The sequence below is a fragment of the Macrococcus capreoli genome (assembly GCF_025628935.1).
Taxonomy (GTDB): domain Bacteria; phylum Bacillota; class Bacilli; order Staphylococcales; family Staphylococcaceae; genus Macrococcoides; species Macrococcoides capreoli.
The window spans coordinates 13,099-30,733 of record NZ_JAOTIS010000003.1 but is presented as its reverse complement, the minus strand read 5'-3'; the positions used below and the strand labels follow the sequence as shown (position 1 = coordinate 30,733).

Sequence of the window (17,635 nt, the reverse complement as noted above, 5' to 3'; positions counted from 1 at the left end):
CTATGTAAACATTAAATAAAATAAGATATAGAGGGATAAAATGAGTAAAATAAAATTAATCGTTGATTCAACACATGATTTACCTCAACAATATTTAAAGGATCACGACATTGTGCAAGTGCCACTCAATATCGTGATTGATGGCAAAACTTATTTAGATCAGGAAGAAATGTCGTCAGATGAATATTTACATCAACTTGTGACATTAAAAGATATTCCTAAAACTAGTCAGCCACCTACAGGCAAATTTGCTGAAATATATGAAAAGTATATTGAAGAAGGTTATGAAATATTAAGTCTACATATGACACATCGCCTCAGCGGAACATTAGGCAGTGCGCAAACTGCTGCAAGTATGGTAGATGGAAAAGTTACGGTGATTGACAGTGGATTCATCGCTCAATCCTATGGCTTTATTATCCAGAATGTTGCAGAACTGATTATTAAACATAAATCAATGGACGAAATTGTAGAAGCTATAGACATTATGAAGCGTCAGTCAAAGTTATTTCTTGTGATTAGCCAGCTTGAATATTTAAGAAAAGGTGGCCGAATTTCGCGTGGCAAAGGTTTTATAGGAGGACTTATGAATTTAAAGCCCGTTGCCCAGGTCGTAGACGGTGAAATTAATGTAATACAAAACGCACGTACACAAAATGCCGTTGTTAAATTACTAACAAAAGAAGTTGCTCAAATGGCTGAAGAATATAAATATTTAAGAATTGGCATATCAGAAGCAGATGCACATGATTTATTAGAGAAGTTGAAAGCATCTATTGAACAATATACTGATGAAAATATAACTATCCATACGACAACACCGATCGTTTCTACCCATACAGGTCCGGGTGCAATTGGTTTATCTTTATTCGGTTATAATGACTAATATTATTAAACATCCGATTTGGGCGATATTATTTTTAATTTTATGTATCGCTAATATTTGTTGCTTATTCTGGTTGATAGAATCATTAAATGGGCAACCAAAGCATCAACCTAGTGCTGATCAAACGTTTCGGTTGAAATCCAATGACACTTTAATCCTTTCTGAAGCGACAGTAAAAAAACATATTGATACGAAAAATAAAGATACAGCGATACTTTTTAATAATTATTATATCTGGATTAAATCGTCATCAAAATTTATGAATTTTGATGTTGAATCAACAATCAAAACGAAACCTGTCGTGATATCTCCCGGAGTATTATCATTAGAAATTAAAAGTGTTGATATTGGTAATCTTCCAATAAGTAAAAAACAAGCACTTCGACTTGTTCAGCGCTATGGTGCTTTACCGCAAGCAGTCAAATTAGATGAAGAAAATGAGCGATTCATTTATACTGTAGGCATACAAAAATTTGGTGATACTGAATTATTGCTTACAAAAATAGAAAATCATCAATGGTATTTTGATGTAAAGATGAAGGAGTGATAGAATGGCAATCGCAACTTTAGCAGGCGGGTGTTTTTGGTGTATGGTTAAACCTTTTCATCAATTTGATGGTATCAACCAAGTCGTCAGTGGCTATAGTGGGGGATTTGTAGAAAATCCAACGTACGAAGCCGTATGTTCTAATACAACCGGACATCGAGAAGCGGTACAAATAGATTTTGATGAAGAAAAAATCAGTTACGAAGCTTTATTGAAAATATATTTTAAAACGTTTGATCCAACAGATAATCAAGGTCAATTTTATGATCGAGGTGAAAGTTATACACCTGCTATATTTGTCCATAATAGTGAGCAACAACAAATAGCTAATCAAGTAATAGATGATATTAATCAATCTCAAGTTTTTACTAAACCTGTTGTAACGCCTGTTATTCCATATAGGAATTTTTATCCAGCGGAAGCTTATCATCAAGATTATTATCAGAAAGCACCAGACCATTATGCTGCTTATCAAGAAAGATCAGGTCGTAAAGGCTTTATTCAAGCGCATTGGGGGGATTCAAATGATTAAAAAGTCAATAAAAGATTTAAATGAGATGGAATATTATGTTACACAACAAAATGGAACTGAACCCCCTTTTGAAAATGAATACTGGAATCATTTTGAAAAAGGGTTATATGTAGATAAAGTAAGTGGAAAACCTCTTTTTACTTCCATGGATAAATTTGATTCATCATGCGGATGGCCCTCTTTTTCGAAAGCAATAAGTGATGATGAAATCATATCTTTAGTTGATAAATCCTATGGCATGACGCGTACAGAAGTCAGAACTGAATTAAGTGACATTCATCTTGGCCATGTGTTCAATGACGGCCCTAAATCAATGGGTGGCCTAAGATATTGTATTAATTCAGCAAGCATACAGTTTATTCCGTTTGAAAAATTGGCAGAGCTCGGTTATACCGATTACTTATATTTATTTGAATAACAGAAGCTTAAACAGTAAAATTATAACGCATAATAGGAGGTCTTCAAATGTTTAAAAAATTATTTGGTAAAAATGATGAAGCAGCAAAACAAATTGAAATTAAAGCACCCATTTCAGGTAAGTATATTGCCATTGAAACGATACCTGATCCAGTATTTGCACAAAAAATGATGGGTGAAGGATTTGGGATTGAGCCGACAGAAGGATTAGTCGTTTCACCGATTGATGGAGAAATCGTCAATGTATTTCCAACGAAACATGCCATTGGTATAAAAGCAGCAAATGGATTAGAAATCTTAATTCACGTTGGTTTGGAAACGGTTGCAATGAAAGGTGATGGTTTTGAAACAAAAGTAAGTGCTGGCGATAAAGTGAATGTAGGAGATGCATTATTAAGCTTTGATATTGATTTAATTAAAGAAAATGCTTCTTCTATTATTACACCTGTTATTATTACAAACTCTGATATTATTAATACGATGGACATCGTGAATGATGATTTATTATCACGTGGTGCCACAACTGTATTATCTGTTGAAGTTAAATAATGAAACGAGCTTCTTTTTATCATTATGTATTAACAGAACGTGGTGCAAATAATGAAATGGGGCACTTTGCTGAAGCTGTATTTAACGATTTAATGTTTCCGAAGCATGCCCACGATTTTAATGTATTATCTACTTATATTGAAGAATATGGTTCAGCACAAATGTCACTTACAACGTTTGATAAACTGTATGAATCCTATCAAGAATGGTTAAATTTTTAGCACGTACATTTCGTACGTGCTTTATTTTTTGTTTTTTTATATACTATACTAATAAACTTATTTTATTGGATGTGAACAATTTGAAGCAAGATAATACAGACAAGACAAAAGATAAAGCTATAGAACAACATGAAAAACACCGTAGACATTATGAGATTTCACCATTCAAATTTATTATGATGATTGTTTCTACAATTATCATTACCGCGGCTGTTACAGCTTTTTCAATTTTAGGTGGCAGTGAAAAAATGATCAGTGATGATGCACCTAAACGCAGTGAATTTGTAAAATTATATAATGTTTATGACACGTTAAATAAAGATTATTATAAATCTGTGGATAAACAAGCTTTAATTGATGGCGCAATCAAAGGTATGGTGAATGGATTAAATGATCCATATAGTGAATATATGACTGAAAAAGAACAAAATGAATTTTCAGAATCAATGCAAGGGGATTTCCAAGGTATCGGCGCTGAAATTGAACAAAAAGATGGAAAAATATTAATTTCAAGTCCTATTAAAGATGCTCCAGCGTATAAAGCAGGTATAAAACCAAATGATATTATCGTAGCTATTGACGGTAAAACAATAGAAGGCTGGAATGCTCAGCAAGTTGTTAAAAAAATAAGAGGGGAAAAAGGCACGAAAGTTGAATTAACGATAAAACGTGGCGCTCAAGATCCGTTTAAAGTGAAAATTACACGAGATAAAATTCACATGGATAGTGTCTTCTCAAAAATTAATAAAGATAAAACGGCTATCATCACAGTAACGAAATTTCAGGAAAAAACAGCAAGTGAATTTCATGATGCATTGACAAAAATGCATGATGCCGGAATGAAACGTTTAGTAATTGATTTACGTAATAATCCAGGCGGCTATTTAGATGAGGCAACGAAAATGGCAAATGAATTTTTAAATCAAGGGGATATCATACTTTATACAGAAGATAGTAAAGGTGATAAAACGCCGTTAAAAGCTGAAAATGACATGAATCCATATACTGAAAACGTTAAAACAGCAATTCTATTAAATGAAGGTTCAGCTAGTGCATCAGAGGTCTTTGCAGAAGCTTTAAGAGAAAATGATAAAGCACAAATTGTGGGTACAAAATCATTCGGTAAAGGGATCGTGCAAACAGCGACCCCCTATAAAGATAAATCGATGTTAAAATATACACAACTGAAGTGGTTAACGCCTAAGGCGCATTGGATTCATAAAAAAGGTATTGAGCCGGACGTTGAAGCTAAATTACCAGATTATACAAATGCCCAAATATTAGATAGTGATACAGTATTAAGTATTGGTGAAAAAGGTAACAGTGTAAAATCACTGGAACTTGGTCTTAAAGCTTTAGGGTATAATCCAGGTAAAATTGATAATGAATTTGATGAGGCAACACAACAGGCTGTTATGGCATTTCAAATCGCAGAAGGTATTGCACCAACGGGACAAATGAATGGGAAATCGACATCTACGTTTACTGAAAGATTAATGAAAAAAGTACAGGATGATGACACACAATTACAAGCAGCATTGAAAGCTGTAAATTCATAAATGATGGAGTGACGAATATGAAAATTGCATTTACTGGTGGTGGCACTATCGGCCATGTAGCGGTTAATATGGCATTGATACCACAAGCACAACAGCAAAATATAGAATGTATCTATATTGGATCGAAAAATGGTATAGAAAAAGATGAAATCACAAAAAGATTTCCTGATGTAAAATATTTTGGTATTTCAAGTGGAAAATTAAGACGATATCTTTCAGTCGAAAACGCTAAAGATATATTTAAAGTACAAAAAGGAATCATTGATGCATTATTAGTTTTGAAAAAAGAAAAACCGGATATAGTATTTTCGAAAGGTGGTTTTGTTGCAGTCCCAGTTACAATCGCAGCTAAAATGCTCAATATTAAAACGATTATTCATGAATCGGATGTTACACCGGGATTAGCGAATAAACTTGCCTTAAAATTTGCAAATAAAATGTATACAACCTTTGAAGAAACGTTAAAATATGTTCCGAAAGAAAAAGCAGATTATGTGGGTAGTATAATACGAGATGATTTATTTACAGGTGACAATCAAAAAGGTTATCAAATTACACAGTTTAATCAAAATAAAAAAGTGATTATGATTATGGGTGGATCGCTTGGCTCGAAAACAATAAACAATACAATTCGTGAGAATTTAGACGCATTACTTAATCATTATCAAATTATACATTTAGTAGGACGTGGCAACCTGGACATTTCAATACAAAAACAAGGATATTACCAGCGAGAATATGTTTCTGAAGAATTAATGCATTTATACAAAATAACTGATATCATGATTTCTCGTGCAGGTGCGAATGCATTATTTGAATTTGTAGCGCTGAAGAAACCGATGATTTTGATTCCACTTGGGCTGGATCAAAGTCGCGGGGATCAAATAGACAATGCAAACATATTTAAATCAAAAGGGTTGGCTGAAGTAATTCAGGAAGCCGATTTAACGAAAGCATCGTTACTCGCAGCAATCCATGCAATTGACTCAAATTCGAACGAAATAATTAAGCAGATGGAAAAAGAACAATCTCAGCACACAGCAGCATCACTTTTAAATAAAATAATTGATGATACGAAGTAGGAGAGATAATATGTCACGAACGAAAAGGATTACATTAATATTAATTTTTAGTTTTATCTTTGGTGTGATTGCATTCTTTCATGAATCAAGACTAGGAAAGTGGATTGATAATGAAGTTTATGAATTCATTTATTCATCAGAAAGCTTTATTACCACATCAATTATGTTAGGATTTACTAAAATAGGTGAAGTTTGGGCGATGATTGCTTTAAGTTTGTTAATTGTAGCATATTTAATGTTAAAACGATTAAAGATAGAAGCATTATTTTTTGCACTTTCTATGATATTAGCTGGGTCATTAAATCCATTGCTTAAAAATATTTTTGATAGAGAACGACCTACTTTATTAAGATTAATTGATATTACAGGCTTTAGTTTTCCGAGTGGTCATGCAATGGGATCAACAGCCTTTTTCGGTAGTATTGCCTATTTATTAAGTCGCTCAGATGTAAAATTTAAACCATATTTAATCGGTTTGTGCGTCTTCACTATTATAATGATATCAACGAGTCGTGTATATTTAGGTGTACATTATCCTACTGATATTATTGCAGGTATAGTGGGTGGCATTATTAGTATTTTATTAGCACAAACAATTTTACACAAAGTAATTGACAACCGTTCTCAATAAGGTATAATAATAAATGAAAATGATTCTCAATTAAAGAGTTCCCCCTCTAAAAAGAACATTTTCATATAACCCCCAATATTTTGCCCATACACTCCTGACTTTGCCCAGTCAGGAGTTTTTTATTATGAATTTTATTTATTTGTAAATTTCAATCATAAACATATGAATTTTCATCATTTCTTGTTATGATTTTGCTATATCATATAAAAAGAAGGTGCAACAGTGACGATAAATGTTTTTGAATCTGTCGTGTTAGAAAATGAACGAATTAAATTAATACCAATGCAAATAGAACATGCAAAAGATTTGCATGCTATTAACCATGAATCGATTTGGAGTTATATGTTATTTAAAGCGACAGATATGGATTTGATGGAACAATGGGTGATAGACGCTGTACATTTACGCGAAAAAATGAAATCTATCCCGTTTATCGTTGTTATGAAAGAAACCAATGAAGTTGTAGGTTCTACACGCATAAAAGAAATTGACTATGAAAATGATAGTTGTGAAATAGGCACGACATGGTTTGGTGTAAAAGCGCAAAAAACATATGTAAATACAGATAGTAAGTATTTATTACTAGAATTCTGCTTTGAAACACTAAATATGGTGCGTGTTCAAATTCGTGCAGACGAAAGAAACGAACGATCGAATCGAGCGATTGAAAGACTGGGTTTTCAAAAAGAAGGTGTCATTCGTAAAGAACGTAATTTAGATGGTGTTAGAAGAAATTTAATCATTTATTCAATTATCGATGACGAATGGCCTGACGTGAAAGAAAATATTAAACGTATCCAGGAAAAGTATAATAAAAAGTAATCATATTAGGAGTTGATTTTTTGCACAAAATATTGATTATTGAAGATGAAGAGAATTTAGCACGTTTTATCCAATTAGAATTAATACATGAAAATTATGAAGTTAGTGTTGTGAATGATGGCGAAAAGGGATTAGAAGAAGCAATACAAACAGACTATGACTGCATTTTACTTGATTTAATGCTGCCGAAAATTAATGGTCTGGAAGTGTGTCGAAAACTTAGAAAAGTAAAAAATACACCTGTAATTATTATCACTGCAAAAGGTGATACGTATGATAAAGTTATCGGCCTCGATTACGGTGCGGATGATTATATCGTTAAACCTTTTGATATTGAAGAATTGCTCGCGCGTATCAGAGTGATATTACGACGTAATATTCAACCGGATAATACAAATCATGAGAAGTTATTAAAGATTAATGAAATGAAAATTAATTTAGACGCGTTTACTGTAACGATAAATGGTGAAACGTTAGAATTAACGAAAACAGAATTTGAACTGTTAAAGGTTCTCGTTGAAAACAGAAAGCACGTCTTAACACGTGAACAAATATTAACGAGTGTATGGGGTTATGAAAGTGAAGTTGAAACAAATGTCGTTGATGTTTATATTCGTTATTTGCGTAATAAACTCAAACCATTTCAATATCATAAATTGATTGAAACAGTTCGTGGCGTAGGTTACGTTATCAGATGACAACAAAGTCTCAGTCTTTACGTTCAAAATGGACAATATTAACGACGACAATTACATTTATCATTTTCATGCTCTTTAGTTTGTTTATTATATTTTTAATGAGTACATATCAGAAAGAACAAGAAGTAGATGTTCTTAAAAAAACGGTATCAGATATATCCGCGCTTTTTGAGGAAAAAACACCAGGGGAAGTAACAACTTCAGATATTAAACGATCGATGAATGATAATGAAAAAGTATTTTTATACGATATCGATGGAAAAAATTATTATAGCGCGACTACGAAACTAAGCTACACTTTTGAGTTGCCTGTTGATAAAGGAAATAAAGTAACAATTGTGCAAAAAGAAATAGATGGCACACATTTTTTATTGATGTCAACACCACTACATAATGACCATTTCAATGGTTATTTAACTGTGGCGCATTCTTTGGATAAATATTTTAGTGTCATCCAATTTCTAATACTACTCTGTAGTTTCTTTGGTTTAACGGCTTTATTTATTACTGCACTCATCAGTTTTCTGTTTTCTAATCAAATTACTAAACCGATTCGACAGTTATCAAGTAAGATGAATCAAATTAAACGTGATGGATTTCAAAATAAGTTACAAGTATCAACGAGTTATAATGAGATGGATGATATGATCGATACGTTTAATGAAATGATGAGTCAACTTGAAACGTCGTTTGATCAGCAGAAACAATTTGTTGAAGATGCGAGTCATGAATTAAGAACACCATTACAAATCGTAAATGGCCATCTTAATTTAATACAACGATGGGGGAAAAATAACCCTGATGTCCTTGAAGAATCATTATCAATTTCACTTGAAGAAATGAATCGAATCAATAAACTTGTAGAAGAATTATTGTTGTTATCGAAAGACTCTAATTTGTTAGAGTTGAAACAAACCGAATTAATCGATATCAACTCAGAAATTCGAGGCCGTATTCATTCCATTCAACAACTCAAGAATGACTATACATTTGAATATCACTCTACACATGATCAAATAAAATTAAACATAAATCGATTTCATTTCGAACAAATTCTATTAATTTTTTTAGATAATGCCATGAAATATGATCAAAGAAATAAACATATCGTGATTAGAACATCATTAAAAAACAAACTCGTACAAATTGAAATCATTGATAATGGTGAAGGAATTCCACAAGAAGATATTCAAAATGTATTTGATCGTTTTTACCGTGTTGATAAATCACGTGCACGTTCGAAAGGTGGCAATGGCTTAGGATTATCTATCGCCAAAAAACTAATTGAATCTTATAAAGGACAAGTACGTATTGAAAGTGAAGTTGATCACTACACGAAAGTGATTATTCAGTTTCCAATTCGAACAATATAATTCACAAAGATACGTATTTACCCTTTAATTTCGTGATTTGCTTTGTTAAAATAGTCATGTAAACGTTTTATTTAATTAAATGGAGGGTGGAACCATGACAAAAGGTAAAAACCTCGATGAAGCACCACCTAGATTTGGAACGAACTTAGGCATTTTATTAGAGATGTTTGACCAGTATCTAGTTGATCCATCATCGGTTTCTGATGAATTACAAGTATTATTTTCAAGTATTCAAGGGGGGCAACCTACACATCTCTTAGGCAATGCCGATACTGAAAAAGTAAAACGCGTGTTAAGGTTAGTTGATAACATAAGAGTATATGGGCATTTAACAGCAGATATTTATCCGTTGTACCAACCAAAGCGCGAAAATCTACCAGCACTGAAATTAGAAGATTTCGACTTAACTGAAGCTGACTTAGCTGCTTTACCTGCAAGTTTAATTTCAGAGCAATATGCTGCTCGATTTAGCAATGCTTTAGAAGCGGTTGAACATTTACAGAAAGCTTATCAACGTACAATTGGTTTTGAAATCTCACATATTAATGATGCAACTGAGCGCGATTGGCTCATGGAACAAATTGAATCACGTAAAGAAAATCATCTTAGTAAAGAAGATAAAATTAATTTATTAAAAAGCCTTGCACATGTAGAAGGCTTTGAAAAATATATTCATAAAAATTTTGTGGGTGCGAAACGATTCTCAATAGAAGGTGTTGATGCGTTAGTACCAATGCTTGAGAATGTATTACGTATCGCTAATAAAGAGAATATTAATAATATTGAAATTGGTATGGCACATCGTGGCCGATTAAATGTGTTAACGCATATATTAGAAAAGCCTTATGAAATGATGTTGTCCGAGTTTATGCATACGGACCCATTGAAATTTTTACCTGAAGATGGATCATTAGAAGTAACGAAAGGCTGGACGAGTGATGTTAAATACCATTTAGGTGGTAAGAAAACAACGACAAAATATGGACATGAGCAGGTCGTATCGCTTGCCAATAATCCTTCGCACCTTGAAATTGTTGCGCCAGTTGTATTAGGGAAAACACGTGCAGTTCAGGAGGAAACAGAAGGTGTGAATGCACCAGTTCAGGACTTCAATAAAGCAATTGCAGTCTTAATTCATGGTGATGCAGCATTTCCAGGACAAGGGATTAACTTTGAAAGTATGAACTTAAGCAATTTAGATGGTTATTCAGTGGGTGGTTCTTTACATATCATCACGAACAATCGTGTCGGATTCACAACTGAACCATATGATTCTAGGTCAACAACTTATGCCACAGATGTAGCTAAAGGTTATGACTTGCCGATTATTCATGTGAATGCTGATGATGTTGAAGCATGTATGGAAGCAATTGAACTTGCGATGGCGTTTAGACAAAAGTTCAATAAAGATTTTGTGATAGATTTAGTAGGTTATCGTCGTTATGGCCATAATGAAATGGATGAACCGACAATTACTAATCCTATGTTATATAAAGAAGTAAAAGGTCATCCAAGTATTGAAATTAAATATGGTAAACAGTTAATAGAAGAAGGCATTATTACAGAGGAAGAAATGAATAATATCTTTGAGAATGTAATAACGGAACTTCGAACAGCACATGATAAAATAGATAAAAGTACAATGATAACGGATAGCGAGATGCTGGCACCTGCTGAAGTAACATCTGGTTACGATCAAGTTGAAACGGGTGTATCGTTAGAACGTTTAAAACAAATTAATGATGAAATGCTTACAACACCTGAATCTTTTACGGTATTTAATAAACTCCAGAAAATACTTGAACGTCGAAATGATCCATTTACGAAAGATGGGTTAATTGATTGGGGACACGCGGAATTATTGGCTTATGGAACAATCATTCAAGATGGTAAACCAGTGCGACACACAGGACAAGATGCAGAACGCGGTACTTTTGCACATCGTCATGCAGTATTAAATGATGCAAATAATGGTGATAAATATACGCCATTACAACATATTTCGAATGCACAGGCATCATTTGATATTCACAACTCACCTTTATCAGAAGCAGCTGTTGTTGGATTTGAATACGGATATAATTTAGAGAACAACAAAGCTTTAGCAGTTTGGGAAGCACAATATGGTGATTTTGCGAATATGGCACAAATGATTTTTGATAACTTTATTTCAAGTGCGAATGCTAAATGGGGCGAACGTAGTGGTTTAACCCTTTTACTACCACATGCATTTGAAGGCCAGGGACCTGAACATTCATCAGCGCGTTTAGAGCGTTTCTTACAATTAGCGGGTGAGAATAACTGGACAGTTGCAAATGTAACGTCAACTGCGAACTACTTCCATTTATTACGTAGACAGGCGTATTATTTAAATACAATGCATATGAGACCATTAGTATTAATGAGTCCGAAAAGTTTATTGCGTAATAATTTAGTCGCAGATACAGTAGATAAGTTTACATCAGGTAGCTTTAAACCTATTATTTCTGAAAGTTATAAAAAGACAAAAGTTAAAAAGCTATTAATTGCGAGTGGTAAAGTTGCAGTCGATTTATATACTGAGTTGCAAAAGACTCCAAATGATGAAATTCATTTAATTCGATTAGAGCAGTTATATCCATTACCAAAAGAAGAAATTCAGGCAATTATTAATGATATGCGCGCTTTAACTGAAATAGGTTTTGTGCAGGAAGAGCCAGAAAATCAAGGTGCTTGGCACTTTATTTATCCGGATTTATTAAGTATGGCACAAAATATTCCTGTACGTTATTATGGTCGTGTACGACGTGCAGCACCTTCTGAAGGTGATAACGAAATTCATAAGCTTGTACAATCTAAAATAATCAATGATGCATTAAATTTATAGGGGGATTTTAAAGTGGCAGAAATCAGAGTTCCAGAATTAGCAGAATCTATTACTGAAGGTACAATTTCAACTTGGTTTAAACAAGTCGGTGACACTGTTGAAAAAGGTGAAAACATCGTAGAATTAGAAACGGATAAAGTAAACGTTGAAGTTATTTCTGAAGAAGCAGGTGTTATTACTGAAATCAAAGCTCAAGAAGGCGATACAGTTGAAGTAGGATCTGTCATTGCAATCGTTGGTGAAGGTGGGGCAACACAATCACCAGCACAGACTGAAACACAAAAGCAAACTGAATCAGTTCCTGTACAGGAAAATAAAGCTGGAGATGCAACACCTGCACCGGCTCAATCATCTGAAACAGCAGAATCAAATGAAAAAGGTTCACGAATTATTGCAACGCCATCTGCGCGTAAATATGCTCGTGAGCATGGTATTGATTTAGCGACAATTAATCCACTTGACCCTAAAGGATTAATTAGAAGTCATGATGTTAAAAATGCAATCAATGCACCGACACAACCGGTTGCGCCTGCTCAAACACCAGCACAAGCAGCACAAGCAAAACCGGAAAACCCTTCAAAACCCGTTATTCGAGAAAAAATGAGTCGTCGAAGAAAAACAATTGCAAACAAATTATTAGAAGTATCTCAAAATACTGCAATGTTAACGACATTCAATGAAATCGATATGACGAATGTTATGGATTTACGTAAGCGTAAAAAAGATGCATTCCAGGAAAATCATGATGGAACACGTTTAGGATTTATGTCATTCTTTACGAAGGCCGTAGTTGCTGCCCTTAAAAAATATCCAGCTGTTAATGCTGAAATTGATGGAGATGACTTAATTTTAAAACAATTCTATGATATTGGTGTTGCAGTTTCTACGGATGAAGGATTAGTCGTACCAGTCGTACGTGACTGCGATAAGAAAAACTTCGCCGAAATTGAAGGTTCAATTTATGACTTAGCAGTTAAAGCACGTGATAAAAAATTAGGCTTAGATGATATGATGGGTGGATCATTTACAATTACAAATGGAGGCGTATTTGGTTCATTAATGTCAACACCGATTATTAATAGTACGCAAGCTGCGATTTTAGGTATGCACTCTATCGTAACTCGCCCAGTTGCAATTGATAAAGAGCGTATGGAAAATCGTCCGATGATGTACGTTGCATTAAGTTATGATCATCGCATTATTGATGGAAAAGAAGCAGTTGGATTCTTAAAAACGGTTAAAGAATTAATTGAAAGTCCCGAAGATTTATTATTAGAAAGTTAATTTGTGAATAATAATTTACCCGATAACTTATACAATGTATAATAAGTATAAGTTATCGGGTTTTAATTTTGATGGAGGTTATTTCAATGGAACTATTAGGAATACATCACGTGACAGCAATCACAAGTGACGCACAAAAATGTTATGATTTTTATCATCGTGTGCTCGGTCTAAAATTAGTCAAAAAAACTGTGAATCAAGATGCAGTAGATACATACCATTTATTCTTTGCAGATAATGAAGGTAGTCCAGGTACTGAGATTACTTTTTTTGATTTTAAAGATGCACCTCAAAATATAAATGGTGCGAATGAAATATTTGCGTTTTCACTTCGCGTGCCAACTGATTATAGTTTATATTATTTCAAACAACGATTTGATACGATGAATGTTAAATATGATGCCGTCATTCAAATCAACGGAAAACACGCGCTGCCATTTTATGATTTTGATGATCGTTTAATTTATTTGATTTCTGATGAGTTAAATACCGGCATTCCAATGGGGAAACCTAATGCTAATAGTCCTGTAGACAGTGTACATCAAATATTGGGCTTAGGGCCTGTATTACTTGCGGTAGAACATACTTTAGTCACAGCTTCAGTATTAACACAAGTGTTAAATATGGAGCGCACTGGTGCATATGAACATACACATTCGCTGGATACTGTTCATGTGTTCTCAATGGCTGAAGGTGGTAACGGCGGGGAAGTACATGTGATGAAACAAACAGGACAATCAGTTCAAGGCATTGGCGGAACACATCATGTTGCATTTAGAATTAGCGATGAGGCGAAATTACAAGCATGTTTGAATACGCTTAATGCAGGAAATATACCGAATTCCGGAATAGTTGAGCGATTTTATTTTAAATCTCTTTATTTTAGAGATATTTCTGGTATACTATTTGAAATCGCAACAGATGGTCCTGGAGTTACTTCTGATGAAACTTTAGAATCTTTAGGTGAGCGATTGAGTTTACCGCCATTTTTGGAAGAGCAAAGAGCAACAATTGAACAACAATTAAAACCATTAAATACTAATTAAAGAGTGGAGATGTTTATATGTTACATGAAGAATGGCAAAATAAAGCATCAATTAAACAAGTAAAAGTCATCAATGTAGATGCTAAGAAATATAAAGTTAGCGATATGCTTACTGTAGGTCAAGTTTATGATGTCGTGAATGAAACGGAAGAATATTATCAAATTCGAGATAATAGTGGCAAAGTTGGTGGGTATTACAAAGACTATTTTGAAGAAGTATAAGATAAACTTTAGTACAGAATGTGTTCAAGATGAATAATACTATTATATCAGTTGAAATGTTCAATTGATAATTTGAAACAGATTGATACAAAAACTAATACAATCGTGTATAATAACGGTATACAAAAAAAGAGGCAGCATTTGCCTCTTTTTATTTTGAAAGGGAGTTTAATTGTGCAAAAATATCAAAACAGTGATGTTACTATTTATCAAGATGCACTGGCAATGTTAAATTTAAAAAAGAATGTGTTGCTCAAGGGACCTACAGGTTCAGGAAAAACGAAATTAGCAGAAACTTTAAGTACGGATATGCAACAGAAAATGAATAGTATAAACTGTTCTGTAGATTTAGATGCTGAAAGTTTACTTGGATATAAAACGATTGAAAATGTAAATGGTGATTCAAAAATTGTATTTGTCGATGGTCCGGTGATTGAAGCAATGCGTGAAGGTAATCTGTTATATATAGACGAAATCAACATGGCTAAACCAGAAACGTTACCGATACTCAACGGTGTACTTGATTTCCGTAGAACAATAACGAATCCATTTACCGGAGAAGTCATTAAAGCACATGAAAATTTTAAAGTGATCGCTGCCATTAACGTGGGTTATGTCGGGACACTACCGATGAATGAAGCCTTAAAGAACCGTTTTGTCGTATTGGATTTACACTATATTCATGGAGATGTTTTAAAACAAGTCATTAAAGAGCAAACTACATTACACGATGATTCATTGTTAGATCAAATTATTAAATTTAATCAGGATTTAATTACAATGGCACGCCAAGGTCAGATTAGTGAAGAAGCCAGTTCGATTCGTGCATTACTCGACTTTTGTGATTTAATAAGTATTATGCCGATTGAACGTGCTGTTAAACGCGCCATCATTGATAAACTAGATGATGAACGTGAACAAAATGCAATTATGAATGCAATGGAATTGAATTTCTAATGAGTGAAAAATTTATATTATTTAATGATGAACGTGTTGATCCATCGTTAATGATGACATTGACTGATTTAGCGCAATTACTACGAAAAGATGAAACTGTCAAAGTCAATTTTCAAAAGTTTGCTTATTTTGATTTAGTGGAAAATACGATTAATGTGGCATTTAAATGGAAACATCGAGAACGTGAAGAAGAGATGAAACTATTAAAAAGTGATACGATACTCCATGCCATCGGTTTTGATTTAACCGATTTAGATGTTGTCGAAGAAGTGCTCAACGAAGATTTTCGTGTAAAGAGTTTCTTTTATCAATTATTTATGATGATTGATGAATATCGATTAATACATTACATTCGTCAGTCAAGACCATTCACACAAAAATTTTTTAACGTTCGTATATCTGCGAAACTAAAAGAAAACGAAAGTCAGATCAAATTTTATCAGACAAAAGCGATGCCGACCGACGAATTATTTCTTCAAATTGAGCATGCATTACTGACTGATAATGTATTATCATTTCAAACAAAGTTTTTCAGTGCATTGGACTATCACATACAACTTGCACTTCAGTCTATTTATGAGTTGAAAAATACGGAAGACAGTGCAAATCTAGCGATTCGCTTAATGCATATCATTGAACCACATTTAAAGAAAGATATGTTAAATGAATATTACTATATACCGAAATTGGCATACATGAATGCGAAAGCATATAAAAATGCGAACCTTGATAAAGCGAAACAAGATGTTGCAGAAATGGATGAATCCGAATCTATACAAACGAAACAGCGTGATACTGAAACAAAAAGTGGTGCATATCTTGAGACAGAAGTGACCGAAGGCGCAAATAGTAATAACATTAAAGAAAATGATCGCCAAGGTGATGCGAGCGATGATATTACAGAGATGTTAATGGGCAAAGGTAAATCGAAAGCACCACAGATTGATGCAGAGGGCAATGATATCAGTGATATAGTTGGTGAAGAGAATGCATTTACGCAATTGATATGGAAAGACACTGAGCAAAACGAACAAAGTTTAATGATTTATCAACAATATAAAGAAGAAGTTTTAAAAGAAATAAAAACACTTGTCAATGTCATTAATAAAAGTGTCGATCATGAAGTTTCAGCGAAAAGACAAGGTTTAAGCAAAGGAAAGTTAAATCGAAATTTAACGCAGTGGTTTGTCGATGATAGAAAACGTATATTCTATAAAGAGGATCAAAAATCTTATCAGTTAGATGCTACTTTTTCATTACTGATTGATGCATCTTTTAGTATGGAAGATAAATTAGAGGAAACGAAAAAAGGAATTGTACTTTTTCATGAGACGTTATTGCAACTCGCAATCAAGCATGAAATATTAGCATTTTCTGAAGATGGCTTTGAAGCGGATAAGAAGCTACAACCGAATATTTTAGAACAAATTATTACCTATCAAAATAGTCTTCTGCAACAGTATTCACCTAACGTCGTGAGTTACAAAACGGGAGAAGATAATCGTGATGGTTTAGCAATAAGAGTTGCAGGACATATGTTGAAGCAAAGAACAGAAAAACAAAAGTTCTTAATCGTATTTTCAGATGGTGAACCGTCAGCGTTTGATTATGAAGCCAATGGTATTATTGATACGCATGATGCGGTAGTGGCATTAAGAAAAGAAAATATTTTTGTCATCAATATATTTCTAAGTCAGACTAAAATTGATGATAATACACGTGCAACGATAAAAAATATTTACAATGATTATTGTATTTTTGTTGAAGGTGTCGAAAAATTACCAAGCGTGATTCAGCCATTATTAAAAACATTACTGCTTCAAAGCATGAAGCAATTTTAAAGTGTTAAATGTAACATGTGCACGCTTATTTTTCAAATTTTCAGAAAAATATAGACTTTATGCGTTTAAAGTGTTAATATAAATACCATTAAAGTAAGGAGGT

The 17,635-nt window shown here is 33.4% G+C and carries 18 protein-coding genes; all 18 read left to right on the top strand.

All coding sequences use genetic code 11. The features are described from left to right. Nucleotides 1–40: 40 nt before the first annotated feature. Nucleotides 41–886, top strand: a complete 846-nt coding sequence (locus OCL94_RS02990) for a DegV family protein (RefSeq protein WP_262994437.1) — start codon at nt 41–43, stop codon at nt 884–886. Then, nucleotides 879–1,433 carry a DUF2140 family protein gene (locus OCL94_RS02985; protein WP_262994435.1) on the top strand — a complete coding sequence of 185 codons (555 nt, stop codon included), beginning with the start codon at nt 879–881 and terminating at the stop codon, nt 1,431–1,433. Before OCL94_RS02990 ends, OCL94_RS02985 begins: the two co-directional genes overlap by 8 nt. Nucleotides 1,434–1,437: 4 nt before the next feature. Beyond that, a complete protein-coding gene (gene msrA / locus OCL94_RS02980; RefSeq protein WP_262994433.1) occupies nt 1,438–1,965 on the top strand; it encodes a peptide-methionine (S)-S-oxide reductase MsrA in 528 nt (175 codons plus the stop codon). Further along, entirely contained in the window at nt 1,958–2,383 is a 426-nt protein-coding gene (msrB, locus tag OCL94_RS02975) for a peptide-methionine (R)-S-oxide reductase MsrB (protein ID WP_262994430.1), read from the top strand. Before msrA ends, msrB begins: the two co-directional genes overlap by 8 nt. A 47-nt stretch (nt 2,384–2,430) precedes the next feature. Next, nucleotides 2,431–2,931, top strand: a complete 501-nt coding sequence (locus OCL94_RS02970; protein WP_262994428.1) for a PTS sugar transporter subunit IIA — start codon at nt 2,431–2,433, stop codon at nt 2,929–2,931. Beyond that, nucleotides 2,931–3,152: a YozE family protein gene (locus OCL94_RS02965; protein WP_262994426.1), complete on the top strand. Its 222-nt coding sequence runs from the start codon at nt 2,931–2,933 to the stop codon at nt 3,150–3,152. Before OCL94_RS02970 ends, OCL94_RS02965 begins: the two co-directional genes overlap by 1 nt. An 80-nt stretch (nt 3,153–3,232) precedes the next feature. Beyond that, nucleotides 3,233–4,711: a S41 family peptidase gene (locus OCL94_RS02960; protein WP_262994424.1), complete on the top strand. Its 1,479-nt coding sequence runs from the start codon at nt 3,233–3,235 to the stop codon at nt 4,709–4,711. 17 nt (nt 4,712–4,728) lie between these two features. Then, on the top strand, nt 4,729–5,793 hold the full coding sequence (locus OCL94_RS02955; RefSeq protein WP_262994422.1) for an undecaprenyldiphospho-muramoylpentapeptide beta-N-acetylglucosaminyltransferase: 1,065 nt from the start codon (nt 4,729–4,731) through the stop codon (nt 5,791–5,793). Nucleotides 5,794–5,803: 10 nt separating this feature from the next. Further along, nucleotides 5,804–6,424, top strand: a complete 621-nt coding sequence (locus OCL94_RS02950) for a phosphatase PAP2 family protein (protein WP_262994420.1) — start codon at nt 5,804–5,806, stop codon at nt 6,422–6,424. A 222-nt stretch (nt 6,425–6,646) separates the two neighbouring features. Then, on the top strand, nt 6,647–7,246 hold the full coding sequence (locus OCL94_RS02945; RefSeq protein WP_262994418.1) for a GNAT family N-acetyltransferase: 600 nt from the start codon (nt 6,647–6,649) through the stop codon (nt 7,244–7,246). Between the two features lie 20 nt (nt 7,247–7,266). Next, nucleotides 7,267–7,944, top strand: a complete 678-nt coding sequence (locus OCL94_RS02940; RefSeq protein WP_262994416.1) for a response regulator transcription factor — start codon at nt 7,267–7,269, stop codon at nt 7,942–7,944. Further along, the gene (locus OCL94_RS02935; protein WP_262994414.1) at nt 7,941–9,317 is read left to right on the top strand and encodes a HAMP domain-containing sensor histidine kinase; all 1,377 of its coding nucleotides are present in this window, start codon (nt 7,941–7,943) and stop codon (nt 9,315–9,317) included. The genes OCL94_RS02940 and OCL94_RS02935 overlap by 4 nt, the downstream gene beginning before the upstream one ends. Before the next feature lie 94 nt (nt 9,318–9,411). After that, nucleotides 9,412–12,183 (top strand): 2-oxoglutarate dehydrogenase E1 component, encoded by a 2,772-nt coding sequence (locus OCL94_RS02930; RefSeq protein ID WP_262994412.1) that lies wholly within the window; start codon nt 9,412–9,414, stop codon nt 12,181–12,183. Nucleotides 12,184–12,195: 12 nt separating this feature from the next. Further along, nucleotides 12,196–13,467, top strand: coding sequence for a 2-oxoglutarate dehydrogenase complex dihydrolipoyllysine-residue succinyltransferase (gene odhB, locus OCL94_RS02925; protein WP_262994410.1), 1,272 nt, complete (start codon nt 12,196–12,198; stop codon nt 13,465–13,467). A gap of 86 nt (nt 13,468–13,553) precedes the next feature. Beyond that, complete coding sequence (locus OCL94_RS02920; protein ID WP_262994408.1) at nt 13,554–14,513, top strand: ring-cleaving dioxygenase; 960 nt, start codon at nt 13,554–13,556, stop codon at nt 14,511–14,513. A 17-nt stretch (nt 14,514–14,530) separates the two neighbouring features. Continuing rightward, complete coding sequence (locus OCL94_RS02915; RefSeq protein ID WP_262994407.1) at nt 14,531–14,734, top strand: DUF6501 family protein; 204 nt, start codon at nt 14,531–14,533, stop codon at nt 14,732–14,734. 171 nt (nt 14,735–14,905) lie between these two features. Next, nucleotides 14,906–15,691, top strand: coding sequence for an ATP-binding protein (locus OCL94_RS02910; RefSeq protein ID WP_411268471.1), 786 nt, complete (start codon nt 14,906–14,908; stop codon nt 15,689–15,691). After that, a complete protein-coding gene (locus tag OCL94_RS02905; protein WP_262994406.1) occupies nt 15,691–17,532 on the top strand; it encodes a vWA domain-containing protein in 1,842 nt (613 codons plus the stop codon). The genes OCL94_RS02910 and OCL94_RS02905 overlap by 1 nt, the downstream gene beginning before the upstream one ends. Nucleotides 17,533–17,635: the final 103 nt, after the last annotated feature.

Excerpts from the sequence above, each read along its gene's own strand:
- OCL94_RS02990 (WP_262994437.1), top strand. The coding sequence starts at position 41 with ATGAGTAAAATAAAATTAATCGTTGATTCAACACATGATTTACCTCAA.
- OCL94_RS02985 (WP_262994435.1), top strand. The coding sequence starts at position 879 with ATGACTAATATTATTAAACATCCGATTTGGGCGATATTATTTTTAATT.
- msrA (WP_262994433.1), top strand. The coding sequence starts at position 1,438 with ATGGCAATCGCAACTTTAGCAGGCGGGTGTTTTTGGTGTATGGTTAAA.
- msrB (WP_262994430.1), top strand. The coding sequence starts at position 1,958 with ATGATTAAAAAGTCAATAAAAGATTTAAATGAGATGGAATATTATGTT.
- OCL94_RS02970 (WP_262994428.1), top strand. The coding sequence starts at position 2,431 with ATGTTTAAAAAATTATTTGGTAAAAATGATGAAGCAGCAAAACAAATT.
- OCL94_RS02965 (WP_262994426.1), top strand. The coding sequence starts at position 2,931 with ATGAAACGAGCTTCTTTTTATCATTATGTATTAACAGAACGTGGTGCA.
- OCL94_RS02955 (WP_262994422.1), top strand. The coding sequence starts at position 4,729 with ATGAAAATTGCATTTACTGGTGGTGGCACTATCGGCCATGTAGCGGTT.
- OCL94_RS02950 (WP_262994420.1), top strand. The coding sequence starts at position 5,804 with ATGTCACGAACGAAAAGGATTACATTAATATTAATTTTTAGTTTTATC.
- OCL94_RS02935 (WP_262994414.1), top strand. The coding sequence starts at position 7,941 with ATGACAACAAAGTCTCAGTCTTTACGTTCAAAATGGACAATATTAACG.
- OCL94_RS02930 (WP_262994412.1), top strand. The coding sequence starts at position 9,412 with ATGACAAAAGGTAAAAACCTCGATGAAGCACCACCTAGATTTGGAACG.
- OCL94_RS02920 (WP_262994408.1), top strand. The coding sequence starts at position 13,554 with ATGGAACTATTAGGAATACATCACGTGACAGCAATCACAAGTGACGCA.
- OCL94_RS02915 (WP_262994407.1), top strand. The coding sequence starts at position 14,531 with ATGTTACATGAAGAATGGCAAAATAAAGCATCAATTAAACAAGTAAAA.
- OCL94_RS02905 (WP_262994406.1), top strand. The coding sequence starts at position 15,691 with ATGAGTGAAAAATTTATATTATTTAATGATGAACGTGTTGATCCATCG.